The sequence below is a fragment of the Hyalangium minutum genome, from assembly GCF_000737315.1.
GTDB classification, from domain to species: Bacteria; Myxococcota; Myxococcia; order Myxococcales; family Myxococcaceae; genus Hyalangium; species Hyalangium minutum.
The window spans coordinates 38,090-64,098 of the sequence record NZ_JMCB01000026.1 but is presented as its reverse complement, the minus strand read 5'-3'; the positions used below and the strand labels follow the sequence as shown (position 1 = coordinate 64,098).

The following is a 26,009-nucleotide window of genomic DNA, read 5'->3' as shown; positions in this document are numbered from 1 at the left end:
CCCGCTCCCGAGCGGTCCCAGCCCAGTCCCACCGGAACATCCACCATGATGGGTTCCTCTGTGACTTCCTTTCGCTCCGTGACTTCCTCTCTGCTGACGCCGCTGCTCCTGCTGGGAGCGCTGTCCGCGTGCGGTGGCCCCGATCCAGTGAGCGCCGAGGCTTCAGTTGCAGCCTCCGTCGAGGCCACGGCCTCCGTACCGGCCGAGCCGCGAGTCGGCCCGCATGCCGACGCGCTGGAGCAGGCCTGGCTGCTGGAGCCCGACAGCAACGTGTCGTGGATGCTGGCCGACATGGCGAACCTGCAGGTGGACATCCGCGACTCGGCGGATCCCATCGCCACGACGTCGGGCTACCAGTACATCGTCGATGTGCTGAACCTGGGGCCCAACCCGGCAGCACCCAACGTCCAGGTCGTGATCACCCTGCCGTCGCAGATCGCCGACTTCCAGGCCAACATTATCTCTCAGCCGCCGGGGTGGGGCTGCGCCCCCAGCTCGGCGAGCAAGGTCTGGACATGCACCTACTACACGCCGATGGCGGTGAACTCGCCGATGAGCTTCACCGTGTCGATTCCCGCGCTGGGCGCGGAGAACCTCCTGCTGCTGGCGAGCGCCACCATCACCTCTCCCACGACGGATCCCACGCCGGGTAACAACGCGGACTCGGAGGAGACAGTCGTCGGCGTGAATGACCCGCCGGTCATCACCTCGCCGACGGCGGTCCAGACGGCACCCGAGGATACGCCCATCGTTTTCTCGGCGGCCAATGGCAACCGGGTGTCGATCGCGGATCCGGACGTCTTCAACCGCAAGCTGCAGGTGACGCTGACGCACCAGGGGACGCCGCGTGGTAACTATACCCTGAGCCAGACGACGGGCCTCACCTTCATCCAGGGCGACGGTACGGCGGATGTCTCCATGCAGTTCGAGGGGACCCTGGCCAACATCAATGCGGCCTTGAGTGGGATGATCTTCACCCCCTCGGCCAACTATTACGGGCCCGCGGGCTTGGTCGTCTCGGTCGTCGACCTGGGCAACAGCGGCCTGAATGGTGTTCAGGGAGCAAGCAAGATTATCCGGATCAGCGTCCTGCCCCAGGTGAACGATCCGCCGGATGCGGTGGATGACACCTTCCAGGTGCCGGGCGACTCGGTGAACTACGCGCTCAACGTGCTGGCCAATGACACGTACCTGCCGGACCCGGTGGAGACGCTGACCGTCACGGCGGTGACTCAGCCGGCCAACGGCACGGTGACCTTCACGGCTACGGGCGTGAGCTTCACCCCGACGCCTGGCTTCCGCGGCACCACGACGTTCACGTACACGATCTCGGATCCGGATGGTGCCACGGACACGGCCACCGTCACCTGCGTGGTGGGTCAGCCGAACAACCCGCCGACGGCGAACAACGACTCGTACACCGTGGCGGAGGACAGCGCGGCCACGACCTTCTTCGTGCTGGCCAATGACAGCACGGCCCCGGACACCGGGGAGAGCCTGACGATCACCGCGGTGACGCAGCCCACGGGCGGCACGGTGACCTTTACCTCGGGCGTGGTGACCTTCACGCCGACGGCCAACTTCTTCGGCACCACGACGTTCACGTACACCATCTCCGATGGACACGGCGGCACGGCGACGGCCACGGTGACGGTGACGGTGACGGGGGTGAACGACAACCCCACGGCCACCAACGACACCTTCGCGGTGCTCGAGGACACGCCCACCACGCTGGATGTGCTGGCCAACGACTCCAGCGCTCCGGATGGTCCGGAGACGCTGACCATCACGGCGGTGACTCAGCCGGCCAACGGCACGGTGACCGTCACGGGGACGAACGTCCTGTACACGCCGCCGGCCGAGTACAGCGGCACCACGACGTTCACGTACACGATCTCCGACGGCAACGGCGGTACGGCGACGGCCACGGTGACGGTGAACGTGACGGCGGTGAATGACCCGCCGGTCGCCAACGCGGACAGCATCACGGTGGCTGAGGACAGCGGCCCCACGGTGGTGCCCGTGCTGGCCAACGACAACTCGGGCCCCGAGACGGGCGAGACGCTGACGGTGACGGCGGTGACTCAGCCCACCACGGGCGGCGCGGTGACGCTCATCGGCGGAGTGGTGCGCTTCACGCCGACGGCCAACTTCTTCGGCACCACGACGTTCACGTACACCATCTCCGACGGCAACGGCGGCACGGCGACGGCCACGGTCACGGTCACGGTCACGCCGGTGAATGACAACCCGGATGCCGTCAACGATGCCTTCAGCGTGGGCGCCAACACCGGCCCCAATGCGCTGGATGTGCTCGCGAACGACACCTACCTGCCCGACGCGCCCGAGACGCTGACCATCACGGCGGTCACTCAGCCGTCCACGGGCGGTACGGTGACCTTCACGCCGAGCGGCGTCACCTTCACGCCTACGACCAACTTCCGGGGCACCTCGACGTTCACGTACACGATCTCGGACGGCCACGGCGGCACGGACTCCGCCACGGTGACGGTGACGGTGGGCAACAACCCGCCCGTCGCCAACGCGGACACCTATACGGTGCTTGAGGACAGCGGCCCCACGACCTTCAACGTGCTGGCCAATGACACCACGGCCCCGGACACGGGCGAGACGCTGACCATCACCGCCACGACCACGCCGGCCAACGGCTCGGTGACCAACACGGGCACCAGCCTGTCGTTCCGGCCTGCGGCCAACTTCTTCGGCACCACGACGTTCACGTACACCATCTCGGATGGCAACGGTGGCACGGCGACGGCCACCGTGACGGTGACGGTGACGCCGGTGAACGATCCGCCGGATGCCGTCAACGACAGCTACTCGGTGGCTCGCAACAGCCCGCCCACGGTGTTTGACGTGCTGGCCAACGATACGTTCGCGCCGGACCTTGGCGAGTCGCTCACCATCACGACGGTGACCCAGCCGGCCAACGGCACGGTGATGTTCACCGCCGCCAACGTCAGCTTCACGCCCGCGGCCAACTTCGTGGGCACCACCTCGTTCACGTACACCATCTCGGACGGCAATGGTGGCCAGGACACGGCCGCGGTGACGGTCACGGTGACGCCGGGCAACGCGCCGCCGGATGCGGTGGATGATGTCTTCTCCGTGCCCGAGGACAGCCCGGTCACGACGCTCGATGTGCTGGCCAACGACACCACGGCGCCGGACATCGGAGAGACTCTGTCGGTGACGGCAGTGACCCAGCCGGCCACGGGCGGCTCGGTGACGTTCAACGCCTCGAATGTCCGGTTCACGCCTACGGCCAACTTCAACGGCACGGTGACGTTCACGTACACGGTGACGGACGGCAACGGCCTCTTCGACACGGCCACCGTGACGGTCAACGTCACGTCGGTCAACGATCCGCCGGACGCGGTGAACGACAGCTTCACCGTGGCCGAGAGCAGCGGGCCCACGACGTTCGACGTGCTGGCCAACGACACCACGGCGCCGGACATCGGAGAGACGCTCACCGTGACCTCCGTCACCCAGCCGGCCAACGGCACGGTGACGCTGACGGGTGGGGTGGTGAGCTTCACGCCGGCCACGGGCTTCAACGGCACCATGACGTTCACGTACACGGTGTCCGACGGCAACGGCGGCAGCGACACGGCGGTGGTGACGGTGACGGTGACGCCCGTCAACGATCCGCCCACGGCCAACGACGACAGCTACGCGGTGCTCGAGGACAGCTCCGCCAATGCGTTCAGCGTGCTCGTCAACGACAGCACGGCGCCGGACGTCGGCGAGACGCTGACCATCACGGCGGTGACCCAGCCGGCCAACGGCACGGTGACCTTCAACGCCAACACCGTCTTCTTCACCCCGGCGGCCAACTTCTTTGGCATCACGACGTTCACGTACACGGCGTCCGACGGCAACGGTGGCACGGACACGGCGACCGTCACGGTGACGGTGGATCCGGTGAACGATCCGCCCACGGCCAACAACGACACGCTGACGGTGGCCGAGGACAGCGGCGCCACGATGGTGGATGTACTGGCCAACGACTCGATTGCGCCGGACACGGGCGAGACCCTGTCGGTCACGGCGGTGACCCAGCCGGCCAATGGCACGGTGACGCTCATCGGTGGGGTGGTGCGCTTCATGCCCGCGCCCAACTTCAACGGCACCACGACGTTCACCTATACGGTGAGGGACAGCAGCGGCGGCACGGCGACGGCGACCGTCACGGTGACGGTGACGCCGGTCAATGACCCGCCGCTTGCCACCAACGACAGCTTCACGGTGGCCGAGGACAGCGGCGCCACGACGTTCGACGTGCTCGCCAACGACACGACCAACGGGGACCTGGGTGAGACGCTGACCATCACGGCGGTGACTCAGCCGGCCAACGGCACGGTGACCTTCACGGCCGGCAACGTCACCTTCACGCCAGCGCCCGATTACTTCGGCACCACGACGTTCACGTACACCATTTCGGATGGCAATGGCGGCACGGCCACGGCGACCGTCACGGTGACGGTGACGCCGGTCAACGAGCCGCCGGACGCGGTGAACGACAGCTACACCGTGCTCGAGGACAGCGGCGCCACGACGTTCGACGTGCTCGCCAACGACACGTTTGCTCCGGACGTGGGCGAGACGCTCACGGTGACGGCGGTGACCCAGCCGGCCAACGGCTCGACGACCTTCTCGGCCACCGGCGTTCGTTTCACGCCGGCCGCGAACTTCAACGGTACCACGACGTTCACGTACACCATCACGGATGGCAACGGGAGCTACGACACGGCCACGGTGACGGTGACGGTGACGCCGGTCAATGACCCGCCGACGGCCACCGACGACACCTTCACGGTGGCCGAGGACAGCACGGCCACGGCCTTCAACGTGCTGGCCAACGACTCGATCGCGCCGGACACGGGCGAGACGCTGACCATCACCTCGGTGACTCAGCCGGCCAACGGCACGGTGACCTTCACGGCCTCCAACGTCAGCTTCACGCCGGCGGCCAACTTCAACGGCACCACCTCGTTCACGTATCGGATCTCGGACGGCAACGGCGGCACGGCCACGGCGACCGTCACGGTGACGGTGACGCCGGTCAATGACCCGCCGGACGCGGTGAACGACAGCTACACGGTGGCCGAGGACAGCGCGGCCACGACGTTCAACGTGCTGGCCAACGACACGTTCGCCCCGGACGTGGGCGAGACGCTGACCATCACCTCCGTCACCCAGCCCGCGGGCGGCACGGTGACCCACACGGCCTCCAACGTCAGCTTCACGCCGACGGCCAACTTCAACGGCACCACGACGTTCACGTACACCCTCTCGGACGGCAACGGTGGCAGCGACACGGCCACGGTGACGGTGACGGTGACGCCGGTGAACGATCCGCCCACGGCCAACAACGACAGCTTCACGGTGGGCCAGAACAGCGGCCCCACGGCGCTGAACGTGCTGGCCAACGACACGGCAGTGCCCGACACGGGCGAGACGCTCACCATCACCACGGTGACTCAGCCCGCCACGGGCGGCTCGGTGTCCTTTACCGGCTCCAGCGTGACCTTCACCCCGAACAACGCTTTCGTGGGGACCACGACGTTCACGTACACCATCTCGGATGGCAACGGCGGGACGGCCACGGCCACGGTGACTGTCATCGTCAACGACGAGAACGATCCGCCGGATGCGGTGGACGACAGCTTCACGGTGGACGAGGACAGCGGTCCCACGGTGTTGGACGTGCTGGCCAACGACACGTTCGCGCCGGACGTGGGCGAGACCCTGTCGGTGACAGCGGTGACCCAGCCGGCCAACGGCACGGTGACCTTCACGGCCACGGGCGTGACGTTTACGCCGGGCCCGAACTTCAACGGCGTGGTGACGTTCTCGTACACCATCTCGGACGGCCGGGGCGGCACGGACACGGCCTCGGTGACGGTGAACGTGACGCCGGTGAACGATCCGCCGGATGCCGTGGATGACAGCTTCACGGTGGGCGAGGACAGCGCCTCCACGGTGTTCAACGTGCTGGCCAACGACTCGACGGGGCCGGAGACCACCGAGACGCTGACCATCACCGCCGTCACCCAGCCCACGGGCGGCACGGTGACGATGACGCAGTTCAACGTCAGCTTCACGCCCGCGCCCAACTTCAATGGCACCACGACGTTCACGTACACGGTGTCCGACGGCAACGGCGGCACGGATACGGCGACCGTCACGGTGACGGTGACGCCGGTCAACGATCCTCCGGACGCGGTGGACGACACCTTCGTGGTGGCTGAGAGCAGCCCGGCCACTCCGCTCGACGTGCTGGCCAACGACACCACGGCGCCGGACACGGGCGAGACGCTCTCGGTGACGGCGGTGACCCAGCCGGTGGTGGGTGGCACGGTGACGCTGGCGGGCGGCGTGGTGAGCTTCACGCCGACGCCGGGCTTCAACGGGACCTCGACGTTCTCGTACACGGTGTCCGACGGCACCACCACGGATACGGCGACCGTCACGGTGACGGTGACGCCGGTCAACGATCCTCCCACGGCCAGCGACGACACCTTCACGGTGCCCGAGGACATCGTGGCCACGACCCTGGACGTGCTGGCCAACGACACCACGGCCCCGGATGTGGGCGAGACGCTGACCATCACGGCGGTGACGCAGCCGGCCAACGGCACGGTGACCCTCACGGGCAACGTGGTCGAGTTCACACCGACGGCCAACTTCAACGGCACCACGACGTTCTCGTACACGGTGTCCGACGGCACCTCCACGGACACGGCCCAAGTGCTGGTGACGGTGACGCCGGTGAACGACCCGCCGGACGCCAACGACGACAGCTTCACGGTGGCCGAGGACAGCGGCTCCACGGTGCTCAATGTGCTGGCCAACGACACGATCGCGCCAGACACGGGTGAGACGCTGACCATCAGCTCGGCGACGCAGCCGGCCGGTGGCTCGGTGAGCTTCTCGGGCGCGACCCTGAACTTCACCCCGGACGCGAACTTCAACGGCACCACCTCGTTCACGTACCGGATCTCGGACGGCAACGGCGGCACGGACTCTGCGACGGTCACCGTCACGGTGACGCCGTCGAACGACGACCCGACGGCCAGCGACGACACCTTCACGGTGACCGAGGACAGCGGCGCCACGGCGATGGACGTGCTCTTCAACGACTCGTCGCTGCCGGACGACAACGAGACGCTGACCATCACGGCGGTGACGCAGCCGGCCAACGGCTCGGTGACCTTCACGGCCACCGGGGTGACGTTCACGCCCGCGGCCAACTTCTTCGGGACCACCTCGTTCACCTACAGCATCAACGACGGCAACGGGGGCAACGACACGGCCACGGTGACGGTGAACGTGACGCCGGTGAACGACAACCCCACGGCCAACAACGACACCTCCCAGGTGCCCGCGGACAGCGGCCCCACGGTGATCAACGTGCTGGCCAACGACACGATCGTGCCGGACGTGGGCGAGACGCTGACCATCATCGCGGTGACTCAGCCGGCCAACGGCACGGTGAGCTTTACGGGAGCCAACGTCACCTTCACTCCGTCTGCGGGCTTCGTGGGTGTGACGACGTTCACGTACCGGATCTCGGATGGCAACGGCGGCACGGCAACGGCCACGGTGACGGTCCTGGTGGGCAGCAACAACCGCCCGCCGGTGGCCAACGACGACAGCTACACGGTGGCCGAGGACAGCGGTCCCTCGACCTTCAACGTGCTGGCCAACGACACCACGGCGCCGGACATCGGAGAGACCCTGTCGGTGACGGCGGTGACTCCGCCGGCCAGTGGCTCGGTGACCTTCACGGCCACCGGGGTGACGTTCACGCCTGCGGCCAACTTCAACGGCACCGTCTCGTTCACGTACACCGTCTCGGATGGCAACGGCGGTACGGCCACGGCGACCGTCACGGTGACGGTGACGCCGGTGAACGATCCGCCCGAGGCCAACGACGACACCTTCTCGGTGGCCGAGGACAGCCTACCCGCGGTGCTGAGCGTGCTGGCCAACGACACGCTTGGCCCGGACACGGGTGAGACGCTGACGGTGACGGCGGTGACCCAGCCGGCCACGGGCGGCGCGGTGACGTTGTCGGGCGGCGTGGTTCGCTTCACACCGGCGCCCAACTTCAATGGCACGGTGATGTTCACGTACACGGTGTCCGACGGCAACGGCGGCACGGATACGGCCACCGTCACGGTGACGGTGACGCCGGTCAACGATCCTCCGGATGCCGTGGATGACGTGCTCACGGTGGCCGAGGACAGCCTGGCCACGACGGTCAACGTGCTGGCCAACGACACGTTCGCGCCGGACACGGGCGAGACGCTGACGGTGACGGCGGTGACCCAGCCGGCGGTGGGCGGCACGGCGGTGGCCAACACGACCACCAGCGTCAGCTTCACGCCGGCACCCAACTTCAACGGCACCACGACGTTCACGTATACGATCTCGGACGGCAACGGCGGCACGGACACGGCCACGGTGACCGTCACGGTGACGCCGGTGAACGACAACCCGGATGCCCGCGACGACAACTTCACGGTGGCGGTGAACAGCTCCGCCCGCGTGCTGGACGTGCTGTTCAACGACACGATCGCGCCGGACACGAATGAGACGCTGACCATCACCGCGGTGACTCAGCCGGCCAATGGCACGGTGACCTTCACGGCCACGGGCGTGAGCTTCACTCCGGCCGCAGGCTTCTCGGGCACCACGACGTTCACGTACACGATCTCCGACGGCAACGGCGGCACGGACACGGCCACGGTGACGGTGACGGTCTCCGGGGCGAACCGCCCGCCGGTGGCCAACGACGACAACTACACAGTGGCCGAGGACAGCGGCGCCACGGTGCTGGACGTGCTGGCCAACGATACGACGGCTCCGGACACGGGCGAGACGCTGACCATCACGGCGGTGACTCAGCCGGCCACGGGTGGCTCGGTGACGTTCACGTCGAGCAACGTCAGCTTCACGCCCGCGCCCAACTACAACGGCACGGTGACGTTCAGCTACGCCATCTCGGATGGCAACGGCGGCACGGACACGGCCATCGTGACCGTGACCGTGACGGCGGTGCCCGACTGCGACGCCGTGGATGACACCTTCACGGTGGCCGAGGACAGCGGCTCCACAGCGCTGAACGTGACGGCCAACGACCAGTGCGACACGCCGGTCATCACCGCGGTGACACAGCCGTCCAGCGGCACGGTGACGCTGTCGGGCGGAGTGGTGCGGTTCACGCCGCTGTCCAACTTCGACGGCACGGTGACGTTCACGTACACGCTCTCCGACGGCGGCACTGCCAGCGACACGGCGGTCGTCACGGTGACGGTGACGCCGGTCAACGATCCGCCCACCGCGAACGACGACAGCTTCTCGACGACCGAGGACTATCCGCTCACGGTGGTGAACGTGCTGGGCAACGACACGGCGTTGCCCGACACGGGTGAGACGCTGACGGTGACGGCGGTGACTCAGCCGGCCAACGGCACGGTGACGCTCAGCGGGGGGCTCGTGCGCTTCGCTCCGGCGCCCAACTTCTTCGGCACCACGACGTTCACGTATACGATCTCCGATGGCCACGGTGGCACGGACTCGGCGACGGTGACGATGACCGTAGACCCGGCGAACGATCCGCCGGATGCCGTCAACGACAGCTTCATGGTGGCGGTGGACAGCTCGAACACGCCGCTGGACGTGCTGCTCAACGACACGTACCTGCCGGATGCGCCCGAGACGCTGACCATCACGCAGATCACCCAGTCGGCCAACGGCTCGGTGACGCTGATCGACGGGGTGGTGCGCTTCACGCCGACGCCTGGCTACAGCGGCGTCACGACGTTCACGTACACCCTCTCGGATGGCAACGGCGGCACGGACACGGCCACGGTGACCGTGTCGGTGTTCGGCACGAACAACCCGCCGGATGCCGTGGAGGACAGCTTCACGGTGGACGAGGACAGCGGCGCCACGACGTTCGACGTGCTGGCCAACGACACGTTCGCGCCGGACACGGGCGAGACGCTGACGGTGACGGCGGTGTCCCAGCCGGCCCACGGCACGGTGACGCTGACGGGCGGCGTGGTGAGCTTCACGCCGGCGCCCAACTTCAACGGCACCACGACGTTCACGTACACCCTCTCGGATGGCAACAACGGTACGGACTCCGCGCGGGTCACGGTCACCGTCACGCCGGTCAACGACAACCCGGATGCGGTGGATGACAGCTTCGAGGTGGTGGTGAACAGCCCGCCCCGCGTGCTGGATGTGCTCGCCAACGACCGGATTGCGCCGGACGTGGGCGAGACGCTGACGGTGACGGCGGTGACTCAGCCGGCCAACGGTACGGTGACGCTGACGGGCGGCGTGGTGAGCTTCACGCCGGCCGCGGGCTTCAACGGGACCACGACGTTCACGTACACCATCTCGGACGGCAACGGCGGCACGGACACGGCGACCGTCACGGTGAGGGTGGCCGGTTCGAACAACCCGCCCACGGCCCGGGACGACAGCTTCACGGTGAGCCGCAACAGCCCGGCCACGGTGCTCAATGTGCTGGCCAACGACAGCACGGAGCCGGACGTGGGCGAGACGCTGACGGTGACGGCGGTGACGCAGCCGGCCACGGGTGGCTCGGTGTCGCTGAGCGGTGGCTTGGTCCGCTTCCAGCCGACGACGGGCTTCGCCGGGACGGTGTCCTTCTCGTACACGATCGAGGACGGCAACGGCGGTACGGCCACGGCCACCGTCACGGTCGTCGTCACGGAGACGAACAACCCGCCGGATGCTCGCAACGACACGTTCTCGGTGGCCGAGGACAGCACGGACAACCCGCTGGACGTGTTGGCCAACGACACGACCACGCCGGATGTGGGGGAGACGCTCGCGGTGACGGCGGTGACTCAGCCGGCCACCGGTGGCTCGGTGACGCTGACCAACACCGGCACGGTGCTCTTCACGCCGACGGCCAACTTCAACGGCACCACGACGTTCACGTACACGGTGAATGACGGCAACAACGGCACGGACACGGCCACGGTCACTGTCACGGTGACCCCGGTCAATGATCCGCCCGACGCGGTGAACGACTCCTTCTCCGTGGCGCAAGACAGTGGTGCCACGGTGCTGGATGTGCTGGCCAACGACACGTTCGCGCCGGACGTGGGCGAGACGCTGACGGTGACGGCGGTGACTCAGCCGGCCCCAAGCGGCACGGTGACGCTCTCCGGTGGAGTGGTGAGCTTCACGCCGGCCGCGGGCTTCGTGGGGACCACGACGTTCACGTACACCCTCTCGGACGGCAATGGCGGCACTGACACCGCCACCGTCGCGGTGCGCGTGGGCATGGCACCCAACAACCCGCCGGATGCGGTGAACGACACGTTCTCGGTGGCCGAGGACAGCACGGACAACGTGCTGGACGTGCTGGCCAACGACACGGCGTTCCCGGATGCGGGGGAGACGCTGACGGTGACGGCGGTGACCCAGCCGGCCACGGGCGGCACGGTGACGCTGACGGGCGGCGTGGTGACCTTCACGCCGACGGCCAACTTCAACGGCACGGTGACGTTCGACTACTCCATCTCGGACGGCAACGGTGGCAACGACACGGCCGCCGTCGCGGTCACGGTCACGCCAGTCAACGACAACCCGGATGCGGTGGATGACGTCTTCAACGTGGCCGCGGACAGTGGCGCCACGGTGCTGGACGTGCTGGCCAACGACACGTTCGCGCCGGACACGGGCGAGACGCTGACGGTGACGGCGGTGACCCAGCCGGCCAACGGCACGGTGACGCTGACGGGCGGCGTGGTGAGCTTCACGCCGGCCGCAGGCTTCAGCGGGATCACGACGTTCGACTACACCATCTCGGATGGCAACGGCGGGACGGACACGGCCTCGGTGAGGGTGCGCGTGGGCCTGCCGCCCAACAACCCGCCGGACGCGGCGGACGACACGTTCTCGGTGGCCGAGGACAGCGTGGACAACGTGCTGGCCGTGCTCGACAACGACACGTTCGCGCCGGACACGGGCGAGACGCTGACGGTGACGTCGGTGACGCAGCCGACCTCGGGCGGCACGGTGAAGCTGGACAACGGCGTGGTGACCTTCACGCCGACGCCTAACTTCAACGGCGACGTGACGTTCACGTACACGATCGATGATGGCAACGGCGGCACGGACACGGCCACGGTCACTGTCACGGTGACCCCGGTCAACGATGATCCCGTCGCCCTGGATGACATGTTCACGGTGCCCTTCAACTCGACGGGCAACCGGCTGGACGTGCTGGCCAACGACTCGATCGCTCCGGATACGGGCGAGACGCTGACGGTGACGGCGGTGACCTCGTCGGCCCCGAGCGGCACAGTGAAGGTGGCCACGGATGGCTCGGCGGTGCAGTTCACTCCGGCCGAGGGTTTCACGGGCGACGTGACCTTCGAGTACACGATCTCGGATGGCAATGGCGGCACGGATACCGCCACGGTGACCGTCCGGGTCGTCCAGGGTAACGACACCGACGGCGACGGCATCCCCGACGAGATCGAGAATGGGACCTGTACTTCTCCGCTCGACGAGGATTCCGACGACGACGGCCTCAAGGACGGCGACGAGGATAAGAACCACGACGGCCACAGGGATGCGGACGAGACCGATCCTTGCAACCCCGACACCGACGGCGGTGGTGCGACCGATGGTGAGGAGGTTGAGGGCAAAACCAACCCGCTCGATGACACCGACGACTTCCTGTTCGTGGGCGGCGGTTGCGCCTCGACGGGCACCAGCTTCGTGCCGCTGCTGCTGCTGCTCGGCCTGCCGCTGCTGCGGCGTCGCCGGGCGGCGGTGAAGGCCTCGGCCGCGGGGGCCTGGGGGCTGCTGGGCGTGCTGGCCGTCTTCCTGACGGCTCCTGCGCACGCGCAGACAACCTCCAGCACCGCGTCCACGAAGATCGACGTGCAGCAGTTCAAGCCGGGGCCGGGCGCCTACGACGTGCTGGGCCTGCACAGCCCGAAGGTGAACAAGCACCTGGGCTGGAACGCGGGCCTGTCAGTGAACTACGCCACGGATCCGCTGTCCGTTCTGGATCCGCGCAAGGACGCCGTCGTCTACAAGCTGGTGTCGAGCCAGCTCACGGTGGACGTGATGGCAGCCATCGCCTTCCTCGATCGCTTCGAGCTGGGCCTGGCCATCCCCATCACCTCGCAGAGCTCCGAGTCCGCCCCTGAAGGCGTGCCGGACTTCAGCGAGGGCGCGGGCAAGACGGGCCTGGGCGACCTGCGCCTGGTGCCGAAGGCGAACCTGTTCTCCGCAGGCGGGCTCTCCCTGGGTGCGGCACTGCCTCTGCACCTGCCCACGGGGGGCGAGAACTTCCTCGGCGGCGGCTTCTCCGTCCGCCCGAAGCTGCTCGGCGAGTGGAACAGCAGCACGGGCATTCGCGTGCTGGCCAACGTGGGCATGAACCTCCGCTCCGAGCAGGAACTGCGCGGGCTGGTCGTCGGCAACGAGCTGACCTACGGCCTGGGCGGCGAGGTTCCCTTCCAGGTGAGCGGCCGCGGGCTCTCCGTGGGCGCCACCCTGGTGGGCGCGATGGGCCTGGGGCAGAAGGGCAGCGAGGAGAAGCCGCTGGAGCTGTTGGCCACGGTGAAGTACCGCGTCACGGACTCGCTCGCCGCGCACCTGGGCGGTGGCCCCGGCCTCTCGCAGGGCTACGGCACGCCGGGCATCCGCGTGTTCGCGGGCCTGGCCTACGTGGCTCCCACCTCCCGCTCTGAGCAGCCCGCGCCGAAGGTGGAGGCCAAGCCCGTGCCCCCGCCCGAGGTGGTGGCTGACCCCAACATCAAGACCAAGGTAGAGGTCATCCCCCCGTCCAAGCCCGTCTGCGCCCTCGGCCCCGAGGACATGGATGGCTTCCAGGACGAGGACGGCTGCGCGGACCCGGACAACGACAACGACGGCATCCTGGACACGGCCGACAAGTGCCCCAACGAGCCGGAGACGCTCAACGGCTTCCAGGACGAGGATGGCTGCCCGGACGTGCTGCCTCCCGCCGACACGGATGGCGATGGAATCACGGACGACAAGGATCGCTGCCCTCAGGCCGCCGAGGACAAGGACGGGTTCCAGGACGAGGACGGCTGCCCGGACCCGGACAATGACCACGACGGCGTCGCGGACGCGGACGACAAGTGCCCCACGGAGCCGGAGACCATCAACGGCGTGAAGGACGAGGACGGCTGCCCGGACAAGGGCAAGGTGAAGGTGCTCGTGGCGGGCGAGAAGGTCGTCATCCTCGATAAGATCTTCTTCCTCAACAACAAGAACACCATCCTCCCCAAGTCCTTCCCCCTGCTGCGCCAGGTGTCTCAGGTGCTCAAGGCCAACCCGCAGATCGAGCTGGTCCGCGTGGAGGGCCACACCGATGACAAGGGCGAGGACGGCGCCAACCTGGTCCTCTCCCGCAACCGCGCCGAAGCCGTCCGGGACCGGCTCGTGCTGGAGGGCGTCGAGGCCAGCCGGCTCGAGGCCGTGGGCTACGGCGAGGCCAAGCCCATTGCCTCCAACAAGACCAACAAGGGCCGCGAGCAGAACCGCCGCGTCGACTTCACCATCGTCAAGGTGAAGCCCAAGGTGATCGAGATCGAGCAGCCTTGAGCCTGCCGGGGGGCATGTCAGACCCCCGATGCAGACTCCCGCCTGTGACCGTCCGACGGTCCGCGCTTCGGGGTAGATCTCCGGAGCGCGACCGTCTGGGCGGTCATGCCAGGCCGCCGCGTGGGACGCGGACCTGATCGCGAGTCAAGATCCACCCGCGATCGGAATTGCATACGGTGCGGATGTTCAGTGCGCCGCGTAAGTGCCTGTCACCACTCGGTGATGTGACAGCGCGCTACAGGCCGGTAGCTGAATACTTGCCAAAGATCCGGACTTGCTGATGATGGGTGACCTGGGAGGCTCGCGATCAAAAGGTGCGCGACTTCCGCTGAAAGGATCACCATGGACCAGTTCGAGCAGAACAAGCAGGCCGCGAAGATCCGTGTGGTCGGCGTGGGCGGGGCGGGGTGCAACGCGGTCAACACGATGATCCTGGCCAAGCTGGAACGGGTCGACTTCATCGCCGCGAACACCGACGTCCAGGCCCTGGCGGCCAACAAGTCCCCGACGCGGCTGCAGCTCGGACAGACGTTGACCAAGGGCCTGGGGGCCGGTGCCAACCCGGAGATGGGCCGCGAGGCCGCCCTGGAGTCCAAGGATCAGATCGCCGCCGTGCTCGAGGGCGCGGACATGGTGTTTGTCACTGCCGGTATGGGTGGCGGCACCGGCACGGGCGCCGCGCCCATCATCGCGGACATCGCCAAGAGCCTGGGCTGCCTCACTGTGGGTGTGGTGACCAAGCCGTTCCTCTTCGAGGGCAACAAGCGCCGCAAGCAGGCCGAGCAGGGCCTGGTGGAGCTGAAGGCCGCGGTGGACACGCTCATCACCATCCCCAACCAGCGCCTGCTCACCCTGAGCAACGAGCCCATGCCGCTGCTGGAGACGTTCAAGCGCGCCGACGAGGTGCTGCTCAACGCCGTGCAAGGCATCTCGGACCTCATCCAGTACCACGGCTACATCAACGTGGACTTCGCGGATGTGAAGACCATCATGAGCGACAAGGGCCTGGCGCTCATGGGCACCGGCCGGGCCTCGGGCGCCACCCGCGCGCTCAGCGCCATGCAGCAGGCCATCTCCAGCCCGCTGCTGGAGGATGTCTCCATCGATGGCGCCACGGGCCTGCTCATCAACATCACCGGCGGCCGCGACATGACCCTGCAGGAGGTCAACGAGGCCCTCACGCTGGTGCATGACGCCGCAGACAGCGAGGCGGAGATCATCTTCGGCTCGCTGATCGACGAGGAGATCCAGGACGAGGTGAAGATCACCATCATCGCCACGGGCTTCGTGCACCGGGATGCCCGGCAGCCGCAGCGCGTGGTGGCGGCGGTGCCTGTCACGCCGGTGCCGCTGGTCCGCACCCCGTCGCCCTCGGTGCTCACCGCGGCGCGCGAGGAGGTGGCCAGCCTGGTGCCCGCCAAGGCCGGCGCCCGCGCCATGTCCTCCACGGAGAACAAGGCCATCACGCAGCCTCCGCGCACCACGGTGGTGAAGGATGCCGCGCTGCCGATGGACGAGGATCAGTTCGACATCCCCACGTTCCTGCGGCGCCAGGGCCAGACCGAGATGCCCTGAGCCGTTTCCGTACCGTCGCCATCGAAGAGCCTGTGGTGGGCCCGGCGGGCATGGGACCCATCTCACGAAGCTGCCTGACTCTCCCTCGGCCCCGCTGCAGCTCCAGATGACGACCGCCAACAACGAGAACCCATGGGCTAGGCCGCGACGGTTCAGCAAAGCCCATGCCTGTCGGCTGACTGAGCGAGCAGCCGGCGTGCCGGGGACACGCCGCTGACGTGTCGTCCTGACTTCCGGCGTGTCGGACTCCGCGGGAGGTGCGAAGTGACTCAGACGGGGAGGGCGCGTTCTGGGGCGGGGGACCAGACCTGGAGCACCAGGCGCATGCACGCGCCGCCCTCGGGCCGGTTCTCCGCGGTCAGCGAGCCGTGGAACTTCTCGATCAACTCGCGAGACAGGGCCAGGCCCAGGCCGGTTCCCAGCTCCGGCCCCTTCGTCGTGAAGAAGGGCTCGAAGAGACGGGGCAGGACGTGCGGGGGAATGCCCGGGCCGTTGTCCTCCACCAGCAGGGTGATGTGGCCGTGCTCGTGCCTCGCGGTGAGCAGCACCTCGGCGCCCTCCTTCCGCTCCGCGAGCGCATCCCCCGCGTTCACCAGGAGGTTGAGCAGCACCTGGGCCAGGCGCTGAGGGCTGGCGTACACCTCGGGCAGGTTCTCGGGGAGAACCACCCGCACCTGCTCCACGTGCTTGAGCCGCAGCGAGGCGATGCGCAGGGTGCTCGGCACGACGTCCGCCAGAGCGCAGCGGTCAGGGCCCTCCTCGTCCATGCGGGAGAAGCCCTTCAGGTCCGCGGCGATCTGCCGGATGCGCTCGACGCCGGTGTGAGTGTCCTCGAGCGCCTCCATCAGGGGTTGGGTGTCTTCCGGAGGCAGGGCGCGCAGCTCCTGCCGGAGGAAGTCGAGGTTGACGCGCACGAACGCCAGCGGGTTGTTGAGCTCGTGCAGCACGTTGGCCGCCAGCCTCCCGAGTGTGGCCAGCTTCTCGGATCGGGCGCGGGTGAACTCCTGCCTCGCCACCCGCTCGATGGCCTCGCGCCGGGCCTGCTCGACGCTGGCGCGCTCCTCCGCCGCGATGACTCGCCGGGTCTGGTGCGCCACGTACAGTCCAAGCACCGCGGCGCCCACGCACAGGAAGCACCAGAAGAGCGCGTCGATCCAAGAGCGGCCCGCGCCCTGCATCATGAGCAGGGCACCCCCTCCTGTCACGGCTCCGACCAGGAGGTTGGCCACCAGATGGACGGGGTAGACCTGCGCCAGGAGGATGGGGGTGCTGACCAGCAGGGGGAAGTAGGGGCTCGCGGCGCCGCCCGTGAGGTGAATGAGCCCCAGGAAGAAGAGGGTGTCGGCCAGGCTGTTGAGCAGGCTCCACGGGCGATACCAGCGCGCGGGGGCGCAGTGGGCCCAGAAGGCATAGGCCGCGTGGATGACGGCCCAGACGCACCGGAGCACCAGCGTGTGCCGATCTGCGCGGCCCAGGATGACGATGTCCATGGGGTAGACCGCGACGAAGACCACCGAGAGCACCACGTGCGGTCCTGCAGGGCTCTTGAACAGCCCCCCAGGAGGGGCAGGCGTCTGCATGAAATTCTCGAGGCCACGCCAGTGGGGGGAGTCCGCTGGGGCACCGGCGAGCCGGTAGCTTACGCCAACCGCTTCGAGTGGGCCCCCTTCCCCCGGAGCCAGGGGTATAGGGGGCGGTTCGCCCACGTGAAGCGCTTCGCTAGCTGCGGGGAAGGCGGGCCACGCTGGCCCCATCCCGGCCGGACAGCGCGTCGCTCCGGGCGAGCAGCGTGTCCAGCTCCTCGTAGACTTCCTCAACCCGGGCGGGCAGGCGCGGCGGAGGCGTCACTCCCTCACCGGACAGCAGCTCCACAAGGGTGTTGACGCGCTGCAGCAGCTGGCGGGCCTTGAGCAGGGCACGGCCCTGGCGGGTGCCCTCGGGAGAGAAGAGGGTGCCACCCTTGTACAGCGTCTCCAGCATCGCGCGGTTGTCCGCCATGCGATCCGCGAGCCGCGCGCGATAGAGGTCCAGCCTCCGCTCACGCCGAGCTCCCTGGAGATCCACCACCGTCCCGGTGCCGCCTGTCTCGTTGCGCTTCAAGGTGTCGGCAAGGTACGCCAGCGGCCCGGATCACCGCAACGGTGTGACGTGGTTGTACGCCCTTGTACATGCCTGTGTTGGCTGCTGGGCTGGTGGCTTGTCAGGGCAGGGGGCGGCGGTTAGGTTGGCCGCCCTTCGCGACCCGGGGTGTATCGACATGTTCAAGAAACTGCTCATTGCCAACCGGGGTGAGATTTCCCGCCGCATCGGGGCGGTGGCCCGCAGCATGGGAATCTCCACGGTTGCCGTCTACTCGGATGCGGACGCGGATCTGCCCTTCGTGAAGGAGGCGGACGAGGCGGTGCGCATTGGCCCCGCGCCCGCCAAGGACAGCTACCTCCACATCCCCGCCATCCTCGAGGCGGCCAAGAAGACGGGAGCGCAGGCCGTGCACCCGGGCTACGGCTTCGTGTCGGAGAACGCGGAGTTCGCGCGCGCCTGCACCGAGGCCGGCATCACCTTCGTGGGCCCTCCGCCCGAGGCGATGATGCGGATGAAGGACAAGAGCCAGGCGCGCAAGCTGGTGGCGGCCGCGGGCGTGCCGGTGGTGCCGGGCACCGAGGACGTGCTGCCGGACGTGGGCAGCGCTGTGTCGGCGGCCGAGCGCATCGGCTACCCGGTGCTCTGCAAGGCCGCGGGCGGTGGCGGCGGCATCGGCATGGCCGCGGCGAAGGACCCGGCCGAGCTGGAGAAGGTGTTCCGCCAATGCACGGACCGCGCGAAGGCGGCCTTCGGGCGCGAGGGCGTGTACCTGGAGCGCTACTTCCCGGCGCCGCGCCACATCGAGGTGCAGATCCTCGGCGATAACCACGGCCACCTCATCCACTGCCTGGAGCGCGAGTGCTCCATCCAGCGGCGCCACCAGAAGGTGGTGGAGGAGGCGCCCTCGCCGCTGTTCGCGGATGGGAAGAACGCGGAGCTGGCGCAGCAGCTGTTCACTGCAGCGGTGACGGCGGCCAAGGCCTTCGGCTACGCGAACGCGGGCACGGTGGAGTTCCTGTACTCGGACGGCAACGTCTACTTCATCGAGATGAACGCCCGGCTCCAGGTGGAGCACCCGGTGACGGAGCTGACCACGGGGCTGGATCTCATCGGCTGGCAGCTGCGCATCGCGGCCGGCGAGAAGCTCACCGTGCGCCAAGAGGACGTGAAGCGGCGCGGGGCGGCGCTCGAGTTCCGCATCTACGCGGAGGATCCGGTGAAGTTCTTCCCGTCGCCTGGGCCGCTCAAGGTGTTCGTGCCACCCACGGGCGAGGGCGTGCGCCTGGACTCGGGCTACGCCGAGGGCAACACCGTCACTCCGAACTACGACCCGATGATCGCCAAGCTCATCGTGTCGGGCGCCACGCGGGCGGAGGCCATCCAGCGCTCCATCGCGGCGCTGGAGAGCTTCCGCATCGAGGGCATCAAGACGAACATCCCCCTGCACCTGCGCATCCTCCGGGACGCGGCGTTCCAGGCGGGGCAGCTCGATACGCGCTTCCTGGAGAACCACGCGAAGCCGTAGGCTGCGCGCGGCAGGCAACCCTTCCAACTTCGGCGCTCGACGCGCGCGAGGAGGCAACACCGTATGGCGGACGTGGCGGCGCACATCACCGGGACCGTGTGGAAGATCGAGGTGAAGGTGGGCGATAAGGTGGAGCCGGGCCAAACCCTCGTCATCCTCGAGTCCATGAAGATGGAGATGCCGGTGGAGGCCACCGAAGGCGGCACGGTGAAGGAGGTTCGCTGCAAGGAGGCCCAGCCGGTCACCGAGGGCGACGTCCTCGTGGTGCTCGGCTAGCCAAGGAACCACGGCCATGCAGCAGCCCACGGTGGAGGTGGAGGACCGCGCGGACGGCGTCCGCGTGCTTACCCTGTCCAACCCGGCGCGGAAGAACGCGCTGGATGATCGCCTCCTGGGGTTGCTGGATGCGGCGCTCTCTCCGCCTCCTGCCATTCGCGCCTTCCTGGTGCGCGGGGCGGGGGGCACCTTCTGCTCCGGCTATGACTTGACGCACCTGGGGCCTCCGGCCTCGGACGGGCGCTTGCCGGACGAGCCGCTGATGGCGTTCCTCTCGCGCCTGGAGCGCCACCCGGTGCCCAGCGTGGCGCTGGTGCAGGGCGCAGCCTTCGGCGCGGGGTTCGATCTCGCCAGCTCCTGCGACTTCCGCGTGGGCACTCCAGAGACCGTCTTCTGCATGCCGCCGGCGCGCCTGGGCCTGGTGTACTCGCTGGACGGCATGGCGCGCGCCACGCGGCTGGTGGGGCTGGCCCGGGCCCGCTCGCTCTTCCTCACCGCGCGCAAGCTGGACGGAGAGACGGCGCTCGACTGGGGCTTGCTGGACGCATGCCTTCCCGCGCAGGAGGCCGAGGCGCACGCGCTTCAGCTGTGCCAGACGCTGGCCTCGCACGCGCCGCTGGCGGTGGCGGGGATGAAGGAGGTGTTCGGGCTGCTGGGGCGGCCGGCGCTCGGGGAAGAGGAGCGCGCGCGGGCTCGGTCCCTGCGGGCCGCCGCCTTCGCCAGCGAGGACGCCAAGGAGGGCAGGGCGGCGTTCCTGGAGAAACGCCCGCCCGCCTTCAAGGGCCGCTAGCGCGGCTCAGGTGTCGCCGAACAGCTCGCCCATGCGCAGCTGCAGCGCGGAGGCGATCTTGTAGAGCGACGAGATGGACGCCGAGGACTCGGCGCGCTCGATCTGGGACAGCAGCGACACGGACAGGCCGGTGCGGCGCGCGAGCTGCTTGAGCGTGAGCTCCTGCGTCTTGCGCGCGTCGCGGATGACGCGGCCGATGGCGCGGTGCAGGTCCGCCTCGGGATCCTGCGACAGGCCCTTCTTCTGCAGGGCGTTGCGCACGGCGCTGATGAACTGATCCGGCTCCATCGGCTTCTTCACGTAGTCGGAAGCCTGCGCCTTGAGCGAGGCCACCGCCGTGTCCACCGTGGGGTACGCCGTGGCGACAATCACGGCGATGTCCGTGTCGTACTTGCGAATCAGCTCCAGCACCTCGGTCCCGGACATCTGCGGCATCATCATGTCCAGGATGACGAGGTGGAAGTCGGACCCTCGCAGGATGTCCACCGTCTGGGTGGGATCCGTCGTGGTGACGACCTCATAGCCCTCGCGGGTCAGCACCAGCTTCAGGTAGTCGCAGTTGTCCTGCTCATCATCGACCACCAAGATGCGAATCTGCACAGCCTCTCCTCGCTGCTGCGGGTGGGGACCTCGGTTACTTGCCTGAGTTGTCTGTCTCTTCCAGGCGCTTGAGACTGTCCCGGATCTTCGGTGCGAGCTTGTGGTCCGGTGCCAGCTCCAGGAAGCGCTTGAGGAAGGGAGTGGCGACGGTCCACTGGTTCTCGTGGGCGTAGCTCAGGCCCTTGAGCAGCTGGCAGTCGGCGTCGGCCGGCGTCAGCTCGAGGCACCGGGAAGCCCGGTTGCGCGCTTCTGGGAACTGCTTTTTGATGATCAGCTTCCTAGCGTCTTCCCGCGCGGTGGCCGCCTCTTCCTCGCGGTTGACGGCCGCCTGCTGAGTCGGAGGAGGCTTGGGCGTAGGCGTAGGCGTCGCCGCGGGCGGGGGCGTGGGGGTGGGCGTGGCCACCGGCGCGGGCGGGGTGCCCGTCTCCGGCTTGGCGGCAGCCGCCTTGCGCGCCTCCTCGATGCGGTTGAGCAGCTGATCCCGCTCCACGCCGAAGATGGTGGAGTCCTTGGCCTCCTTCAGCAGCTTCTCCGCCTCGTCGTAGCGCTGATCCTCGAAGGCGCGCTTGGCCTCGGCGACCATGTCACCGGCCTTGCGCTCGTCGGCGATCTGCCCGGCCAGCTTCTGCGCCTCGGGGGGCCAGGTGCCGTCCGGGTTCCGGGTGTTGTTCAGAGCGTCCTCGGCCCGCTCCAGGTTGTTGTCGTCGAAGTACTTCTGCGCCTCCTGGATGCGCTCGGCCAGCCGCTTCGCCGGATCCGCGGCGGCGGTGTCGGTGGGCTCCGGGTCGGGATTCGGAGGCTGCGCCACGGGGCCCGGCGTTGGCTGCACGGGACCCGGGTTGCTCGGCTTGAGCAAGAAGAAGGCGGCGCCGCCCACAATGAGGAGGAGCGCCACGAACGCCGCAACCAGGGGCAGCTTGGACCGGCCACCCGCGCTGACCGCGCTGGCCGATTCGCCCGCGCCAATGAAGCGCAGCTTCACGTGGCCCAGCTCGATGGTGTCGCCGTTGTTCAGCGAGGACTGGGCGTACGGCTCGCCGTTGACCGTCATCCCGTTGGCCGACTGCATGTCCAGGATGCGCCACTCGCCGCTCTCCTCGCGCACCAGCTTGGCGTGTGTGCGCGACAGCGAGCGGTGGTCGATGACGATGTCGTTGTCTTCCGTCCGGCCGATCTTCATCTCGGTCCGGATGCAGGAGTACTCCTGGCCCTTGAACTCGGAGCTGAGCACCACCAGGCGGGGCGCGTCCTCGGCATCGAGATCCTGCACCTTGCGGGCGCGGTTGCCCTCCACCTGGTCCATCTTGATGATGGCGGTGGAGTGTCGGCGCTGCTCGGCGGTGGGCGGGGCGGGAGACTCTTCCTCATCTCCCTCGCCCTGCTCCGCGATGGGCGACTCGGCCTCCGTCTCGGCCTCGGCGGCGGAGGACTCCATCTCCTCCGGCGCGAGCTCGGCTGTCACGGTGCGCTGAGGACGCGCGGCGGCAGCCACGTCGCTCTGCAGCGCCAGATCGTAGTCACCGATCTGGATCAGATCGCCGTCCTTGACGGTCGACTGGCCGCTGATGCGCTCGCCGTTGATGCGAGTGCCGTTGGAACTGCCCAGATCCTCCACCACAACATGCCCGTTCTGGCGCATGAGGCGAGCGTGGCGGCGGGACACGTTTCGTTCCGTCAGGCGGATGGTGTTGCCTTCCTGACGGCCGATCGTGATCTCTTCGCGCACGAAGGGAACAACGGTCTTGCGCCCCTCGTCGTCTTCGATGATGAGCTTCAGCACGGGTCAGATCCGCTTACAGCTATAGCAGAAGGGGCGGAACCGTTACAAGGCATGCATCCCCCGAAAATGACAGCGGTTTTCAGACCGAGTGAGGGGAAGTCGGCACCGTTGTCCATCGGACAGGTGGCCGATCAGGCAATCTTCAGAGGGCGGCAGGAGGATCACCTACCCGTATGAGTGTGCCTCCGCCCGGCTCCGAAGACGCGCGATCAGCGCCCGAGTCCCGAGGGCCGCTCGGGCGGTTGCCGTGGGTGACGCTGGGGCTGGTGGGGGTGCAGCTGGCCGTCTACGTGAGGACGGCCGCGGCGGGTCCGCTCGATGTGGATGCGATGGTCCGCTTTGGAGCGAAGGTGGGGCCGCTGATGACGGAGGCGGGAGAGTCCTGGCGGCTGCTGACCGCGAACTTCCTGCATCGGGACGCGGCGCACCTGGGGCTCAACCTGCTGGTGCTGGTGGCGGCTGGCTCGGTGCTGGAGGGAGCGTGGCGACGGCTCGAGTACGCGGCGCTGCTGGTGGCGGCGGGGCTGGCGACGATGACGAGCTCTCTCTTGTGGGCCGAGGAGGTGAGCGTGGGCGCCTCGGGCATGGCGTACGGCTGCGTGGGGGCGCTCATTGTGCTGGGGCGCCGGTACCGCGCGGTGTTGTCGCCGATGGCGCGGCGGATGGCAGGGGAGGGCGTGCTGCCCACGGTGCTCGTGTTCCTGTGGATGGGGTGGACGTCGGTGGGCGTGGACAACGCAGGGCACCTGGGTGGGTTCTGCTCGGGGCTGCTGGTGGGGCTCTTCGTGGTGCCCAGGAGGCTGACGGCGGGCGAGCCGAGGAGCGCGGAGTGGCTGCGCGCCGGGAGCGTGGTGGCGGTGGCGGTGGTGGTGGCGGGGTTGGGGGTGCTCGGGCGCTCGACGTGGCGCGTGGAGCGGGATGACGTGTTCGGTGTGTCGGTGGCGATGCCGTCGAGCTGGCGCCAGGGGGCGGATCGGCTCGGGCGGCTGGCCTTCTCCAATGGGTTGCCGGGGCTGGGGCGCGCCACCTTCGTGGCGGAGGCCATCCAGACCGGCGAGCCCGGGGACGGCGGGCTGCAGGCGGTGCACTTTCAGGAGTCGGCGCTGGCCGCCGAGGCGGTGCTCCCCGAGGGTCGGCCTGTGAAGGTGCGGGGGCCGAGGCCCGCGTGGGTGAGCGGTGGTCCCGCGCAGGAGGTGCAGGCGGAGCTGCAGGGCGCGGACGGGGTGACGCACCTGCGAGCGCTGTTCGTGCCGCGCGGGGAGTTCGTGTACCAGCTCGTGTTCACGTGGCCTGGGCGCTTTCCCCGGTATAGGCGGGTGGTGGAGCGGATGGTGGCGGAGCTGCGGCTGGAGGAGCCGTCGATGTTGCGCGAGGCGCGGGCGCGGGCGCTGCTCGTGCCGGGGGCGAGCGAGCCGCTGGCGCAGCTGGGCTCGGCGCTGAGGCGGTGGGGGCGGCCGGCGGAGGCGGTGGAGCCGCTGCGCGAGGCCGTGCGGCTGGCGCCCTCGCAGGTGGCGACGCGGGTGGAGCTGGCGCGGGCGTTCCTCGAGTCGGGCCACGTGGAGGAGGGCTGCCACGCGGCGGAGGAGGCGCGGGTGTATGGGCCCTCGGAGACGGGAGCGCTGGAGGCGGGCGTGCGGTGCGAGCTGGCCCGGGGGGACACCGAGCGGGCGCTGGCGCGGCTGGAGGAGGCCCGGCGCGTGGCTCCGCAGGATCCGAGGCTGCGAGCAGCGGAGGCCGCGTTGCGCGCGACGGTGAAGGCGGGAGGCCGGTAGAGTCCCGGCCATGTGGAAGATCCAGCCCTCGCTGTTGCGTGTCGTTCTGGCCTTGGCCCTGCTGGCCGTTCTCCCGGCGCTCGCCGAGGAGTCCGCGGCGGATATCGCCCGGAAGAGCCGTGAGCGTGGCGCGCTCAACCTGCTGGGCTTGAGCGCCCAGCTCAAGCTCACGACCGCGAGCAAGGACGGCAAGAGCAAGGAGCAGGTTGTCACCAGCTCGGCGAAGAAGATCGGGGATAAGACGCACTCGCTCGTGCGCTTCCTCCAGCCTGCGGGAGTGGCGGGGGTGGCGCTGCTCACGGTGGAAGGAGCCAAGGGCGAGGGGGCGGAGATCTCCTTGTATCTGCCGAAGCTCAAGCGGGTGCGGAAGGTGGCGCGCACGCAGCGAGGGCAGTCCTTCATGGACACGGACTTCTCCTACGCGGACCTGGGCGGCACGGGCGGCGAGAGCGACGACGTGATGAAGAAGGTGGGCGAGTCCAAGGTGCTGGATCGGCTCGCCTGGGTACTGGTGGGCAAGGCGGGAGCGGACTCTCCTTATGGTGAGGTGAAGGTCTTCGTGGATCAGGAGACCTACGTGCCCACGCAGGTCGAGTACACCGACAAGGAGGGCAAGCCCTTCAAAGTGTACCGGGCGGCGTCGCTCAAGAAGTTCAAGGACCGGGTCATCGCGGCCAAGGCGTCCATGGAGAACCTGCAGACGGGCTCCGTGACGACGCTCGAGGTCCTTCAGCTCGAGGAGGCGCAGCCCGGTGACGAAGCCTTCACCGAGCGGGCGCTCGAGCGCGGTTGATCCGAGGACTCGCACTCGGCCTGGCGCTCCTGTGTGGGAGTTCGCGGGCTTTTGGGCAGGAGGAGGTCCCCCCCGCGCCGGAGGCTCCGGAGGGTGGGGCGGCGCTCGAGGAGTTCGTGCCGGAGGCGAAGCCTCGGGAGGTGGAA

General features: G+C 68.5%; 11 protein-coding genes. 7 read left to right on the top strand and 4 right to left on the bottom strand.

Translation table 11 applies throughout. The features are described 5' to 3' along the window. Window positions 1-45 precede the first annotated feature (45 nt). Together DB31_RS40700 and ftsZ are read left to right on the top strand one after the other, a co-directional pair. Window positions 46-14,670: an Ig-like domain-containing protein gene (locus DB31_RS40700; protein ID WP_240487201.1), complete on the top strand. Its 14,625-nt coding sequence runs from the start codon at window positions 46-48 to the stop codon at window positions 14,668-14,670. Window positions 14,671-15,012: 342 nt separating this feature from the next. Next, window positions 15,013-16,245, top strand: a complete 1,233-nt coding sequence (ftsZ, locus tag DB31_RS40695; RefSeq protein WP_044198528.1) for a cell division protein FtsZ — start codon at window positions 15,013-15,015, stop codon at window positions 16,243-16,245. 269 nt (window positions 16,246-16,514) lie between these two features. On the opposite strand, the gene DB31_RS49375 is transcribed toward ftsZ, so the two are convergent. Both DB31_RS49375 and DB31_RS40685 read right to left on the bottom strand, forming a co-directional pair. Then, window positions 16,515-17,825: a sensor histidine kinase gene (locus tag DB31_RS49375; RefSeq protein ID WP_044198527.1), complete on the bottom strand. Its 1,311-nt coding sequence runs from the start codon at window positions 17,823-17,825 to the stop codon at window positions 16,515-16,517. A gap of 139 nt (window positions 17,826-17,964) precedes the next feature. Beyond that, the gene (locus tag DB31_RS40685) at window positions 17,965-18,345 is read right to left on the bottom strand and encodes a hypothetical protein (RefSeq protein WP_338034356.1); all 381 of its coding nucleotides are present in this window, start codon (window positions 18,343-18,345) and stop codon (window positions 17,965-17,967) included. A 157-nt stretch (window positions 18,346-18,502) separates the two neighbouring features. Here DB31_RS40685 and DB31_RS40680 point away from each other — a divergent pair, with 157 nt between their 5' ends. From DB31_RS40680 to DB31_RS40670, 3 genes are all read left to right on the top strand, one after another. Continuing rightward, window positions 18,503-19,852, top strand: coding sequence for an acetyl-CoA carboxylase biotin carboxylase subunit (locus DB31_RS40680; RefSeq protein WP_044198525.1), 1,350 nt, complete (start codon window positions 18,503-18,505; stop codon window positions 19,850-19,852). Between the two features lie 63 nt (window positions 19,853-19,915). Beyond that, window positions 19,916-20,128: a biotin/lipoyl-binding carrier protein gene (locus DB31_RS40675; protein ID WP_044198523.1), complete on the top strand. Its 213-nt coding sequence runs from the start codon at window positions 19,916-19,918 to the stop codon at window positions 20,126-20,128. A 16-nt stretch (window positions 20,129-20,144) separates the two neighbouring features. Then, entirely contained in the window at window positions 20,145-20,918 is a 774-nt protein-coding gene (locus DB31_RS40670) for an enoyl-CoA hydratase/isomerase family protein (protein WP_044198522.1), read from the top strand. A 6-nt stretch (window positions 20,919-20,924) separates the two neighbouring features. Here the strand turns inward: DB31_RS40670 and DB31_RS40665 are convergent, their stop codons facing one another. Together DB31_RS40665 and DB31_RS40660 are read right to left on the bottom strand one after the other, a co-directional pair. Next, window positions 20,925-21,518 (bottom strand): response regulator, encoded by a 594-nt coding sequence (locus DB31_RS40665; RefSeq protein ID WP_044198520.1) that lies wholly within the window; start codon window positions 21,516-21,518, stop codon window positions 20,925-20,927. 34 nt (window positions 21,519-21,552) lie between these two features. After that, a complete protein-coding gene (locus DB31_RS40660) occupies window positions 21,553-23,298 on the bottom strand; it encodes an FHA domain-containing protein (protein ID WP_044198519.1) in 1,746 nt (581 codons plus the stop codon). Window positions 23,299-23,471: 173 nt separating this feature from the next. On the opposite strand from DB31_RS40660, the gene DB31_RS40655 reads away from it, so the two are divergent. Both DB31_RS40655 and DB31_RS40650 read left to right on the top strand, forming a co-directional pair. Then, window positions 23,472-25,070, top strand: coding sequence for a rhomboid family intramembrane serine protease (locus DB31_RS40655; RefSeq protein WP_044198518.1), 1,599 nt, complete (start codon window positions 23,472-23,474; stop codon window positions 25,068-25,070). Window positions 25,071-25,080: 10 nt separating this feature from the next. After that, window positions 25,081-25,863, top strand: coding sequence for an outer membrane lipoprotein-sorting protein (locus DB31_RS40650; RefSeq protein WP_044198517.1), 783 nt, complete (start codon window positions 25,081-25,083; stop codon window positions 25,861-25,863). The last annotated feature ends 146 nt before the right edge of the window (window positions 25,864-26,009 follow it).

Coding starts and splice junctions, on each gene's coding strand:
- ftsZ (WP_044198528.1), top strand. CDS start 15,013: ATGGACCAGTTCGAGCAGAACAAGCAGGCCGCGAAGATCCGTGTGGTC.
- DB31_RS49375 (WP_044198527.1), bottom strand. CDS start 17,825: ATGCAGACGCCTGCCCCTCCTGGGGGGCTGTTCAAGAGCCCTGCAGGA.
- DB31_RS40670 (WP_044198522.1), top strand. CDS start 20,145: ATGCAGCAGCCCACGGTGGAGGTGGAGGACCGCGCGGACGGCGTCCGC.
- DB31_RS40700 (WP_240487201.1), top strand. CDS start 46: ATGATGGGTTCCTCTGTGACTTCCTTTCGCTCCGTGACTTCCTCTCTG.
- DB31_RS40675 (WP_044198523.1), top strand. CDS start 19,916: ATGGCGGACGTGGCGGCGCACATCACCGGGACCGTGTGGAAGATCGAG.
- DB31_RS40655 (WP_044198518.1), top strand. CDS start 23,472: ATGAGTGTGCCTCCGCCCGGCTCCGAAGACGCGCGATCAGCGCCCGAG.
- DB31_RS40680 (WP_044198525.1), top strand. CDS start 18,503: ATGTTCAAGAAACTGCTCATTGCCAACCGGGGTGAGATTTCCCGCCGC.
- DB31_RS40650 (WP_044198517.1), top strand. CDS start 25,081: ATGTGGAAGATCCAGCCCTCGCTGTTGCGTGTCGTTCTGGCCTTGGCC.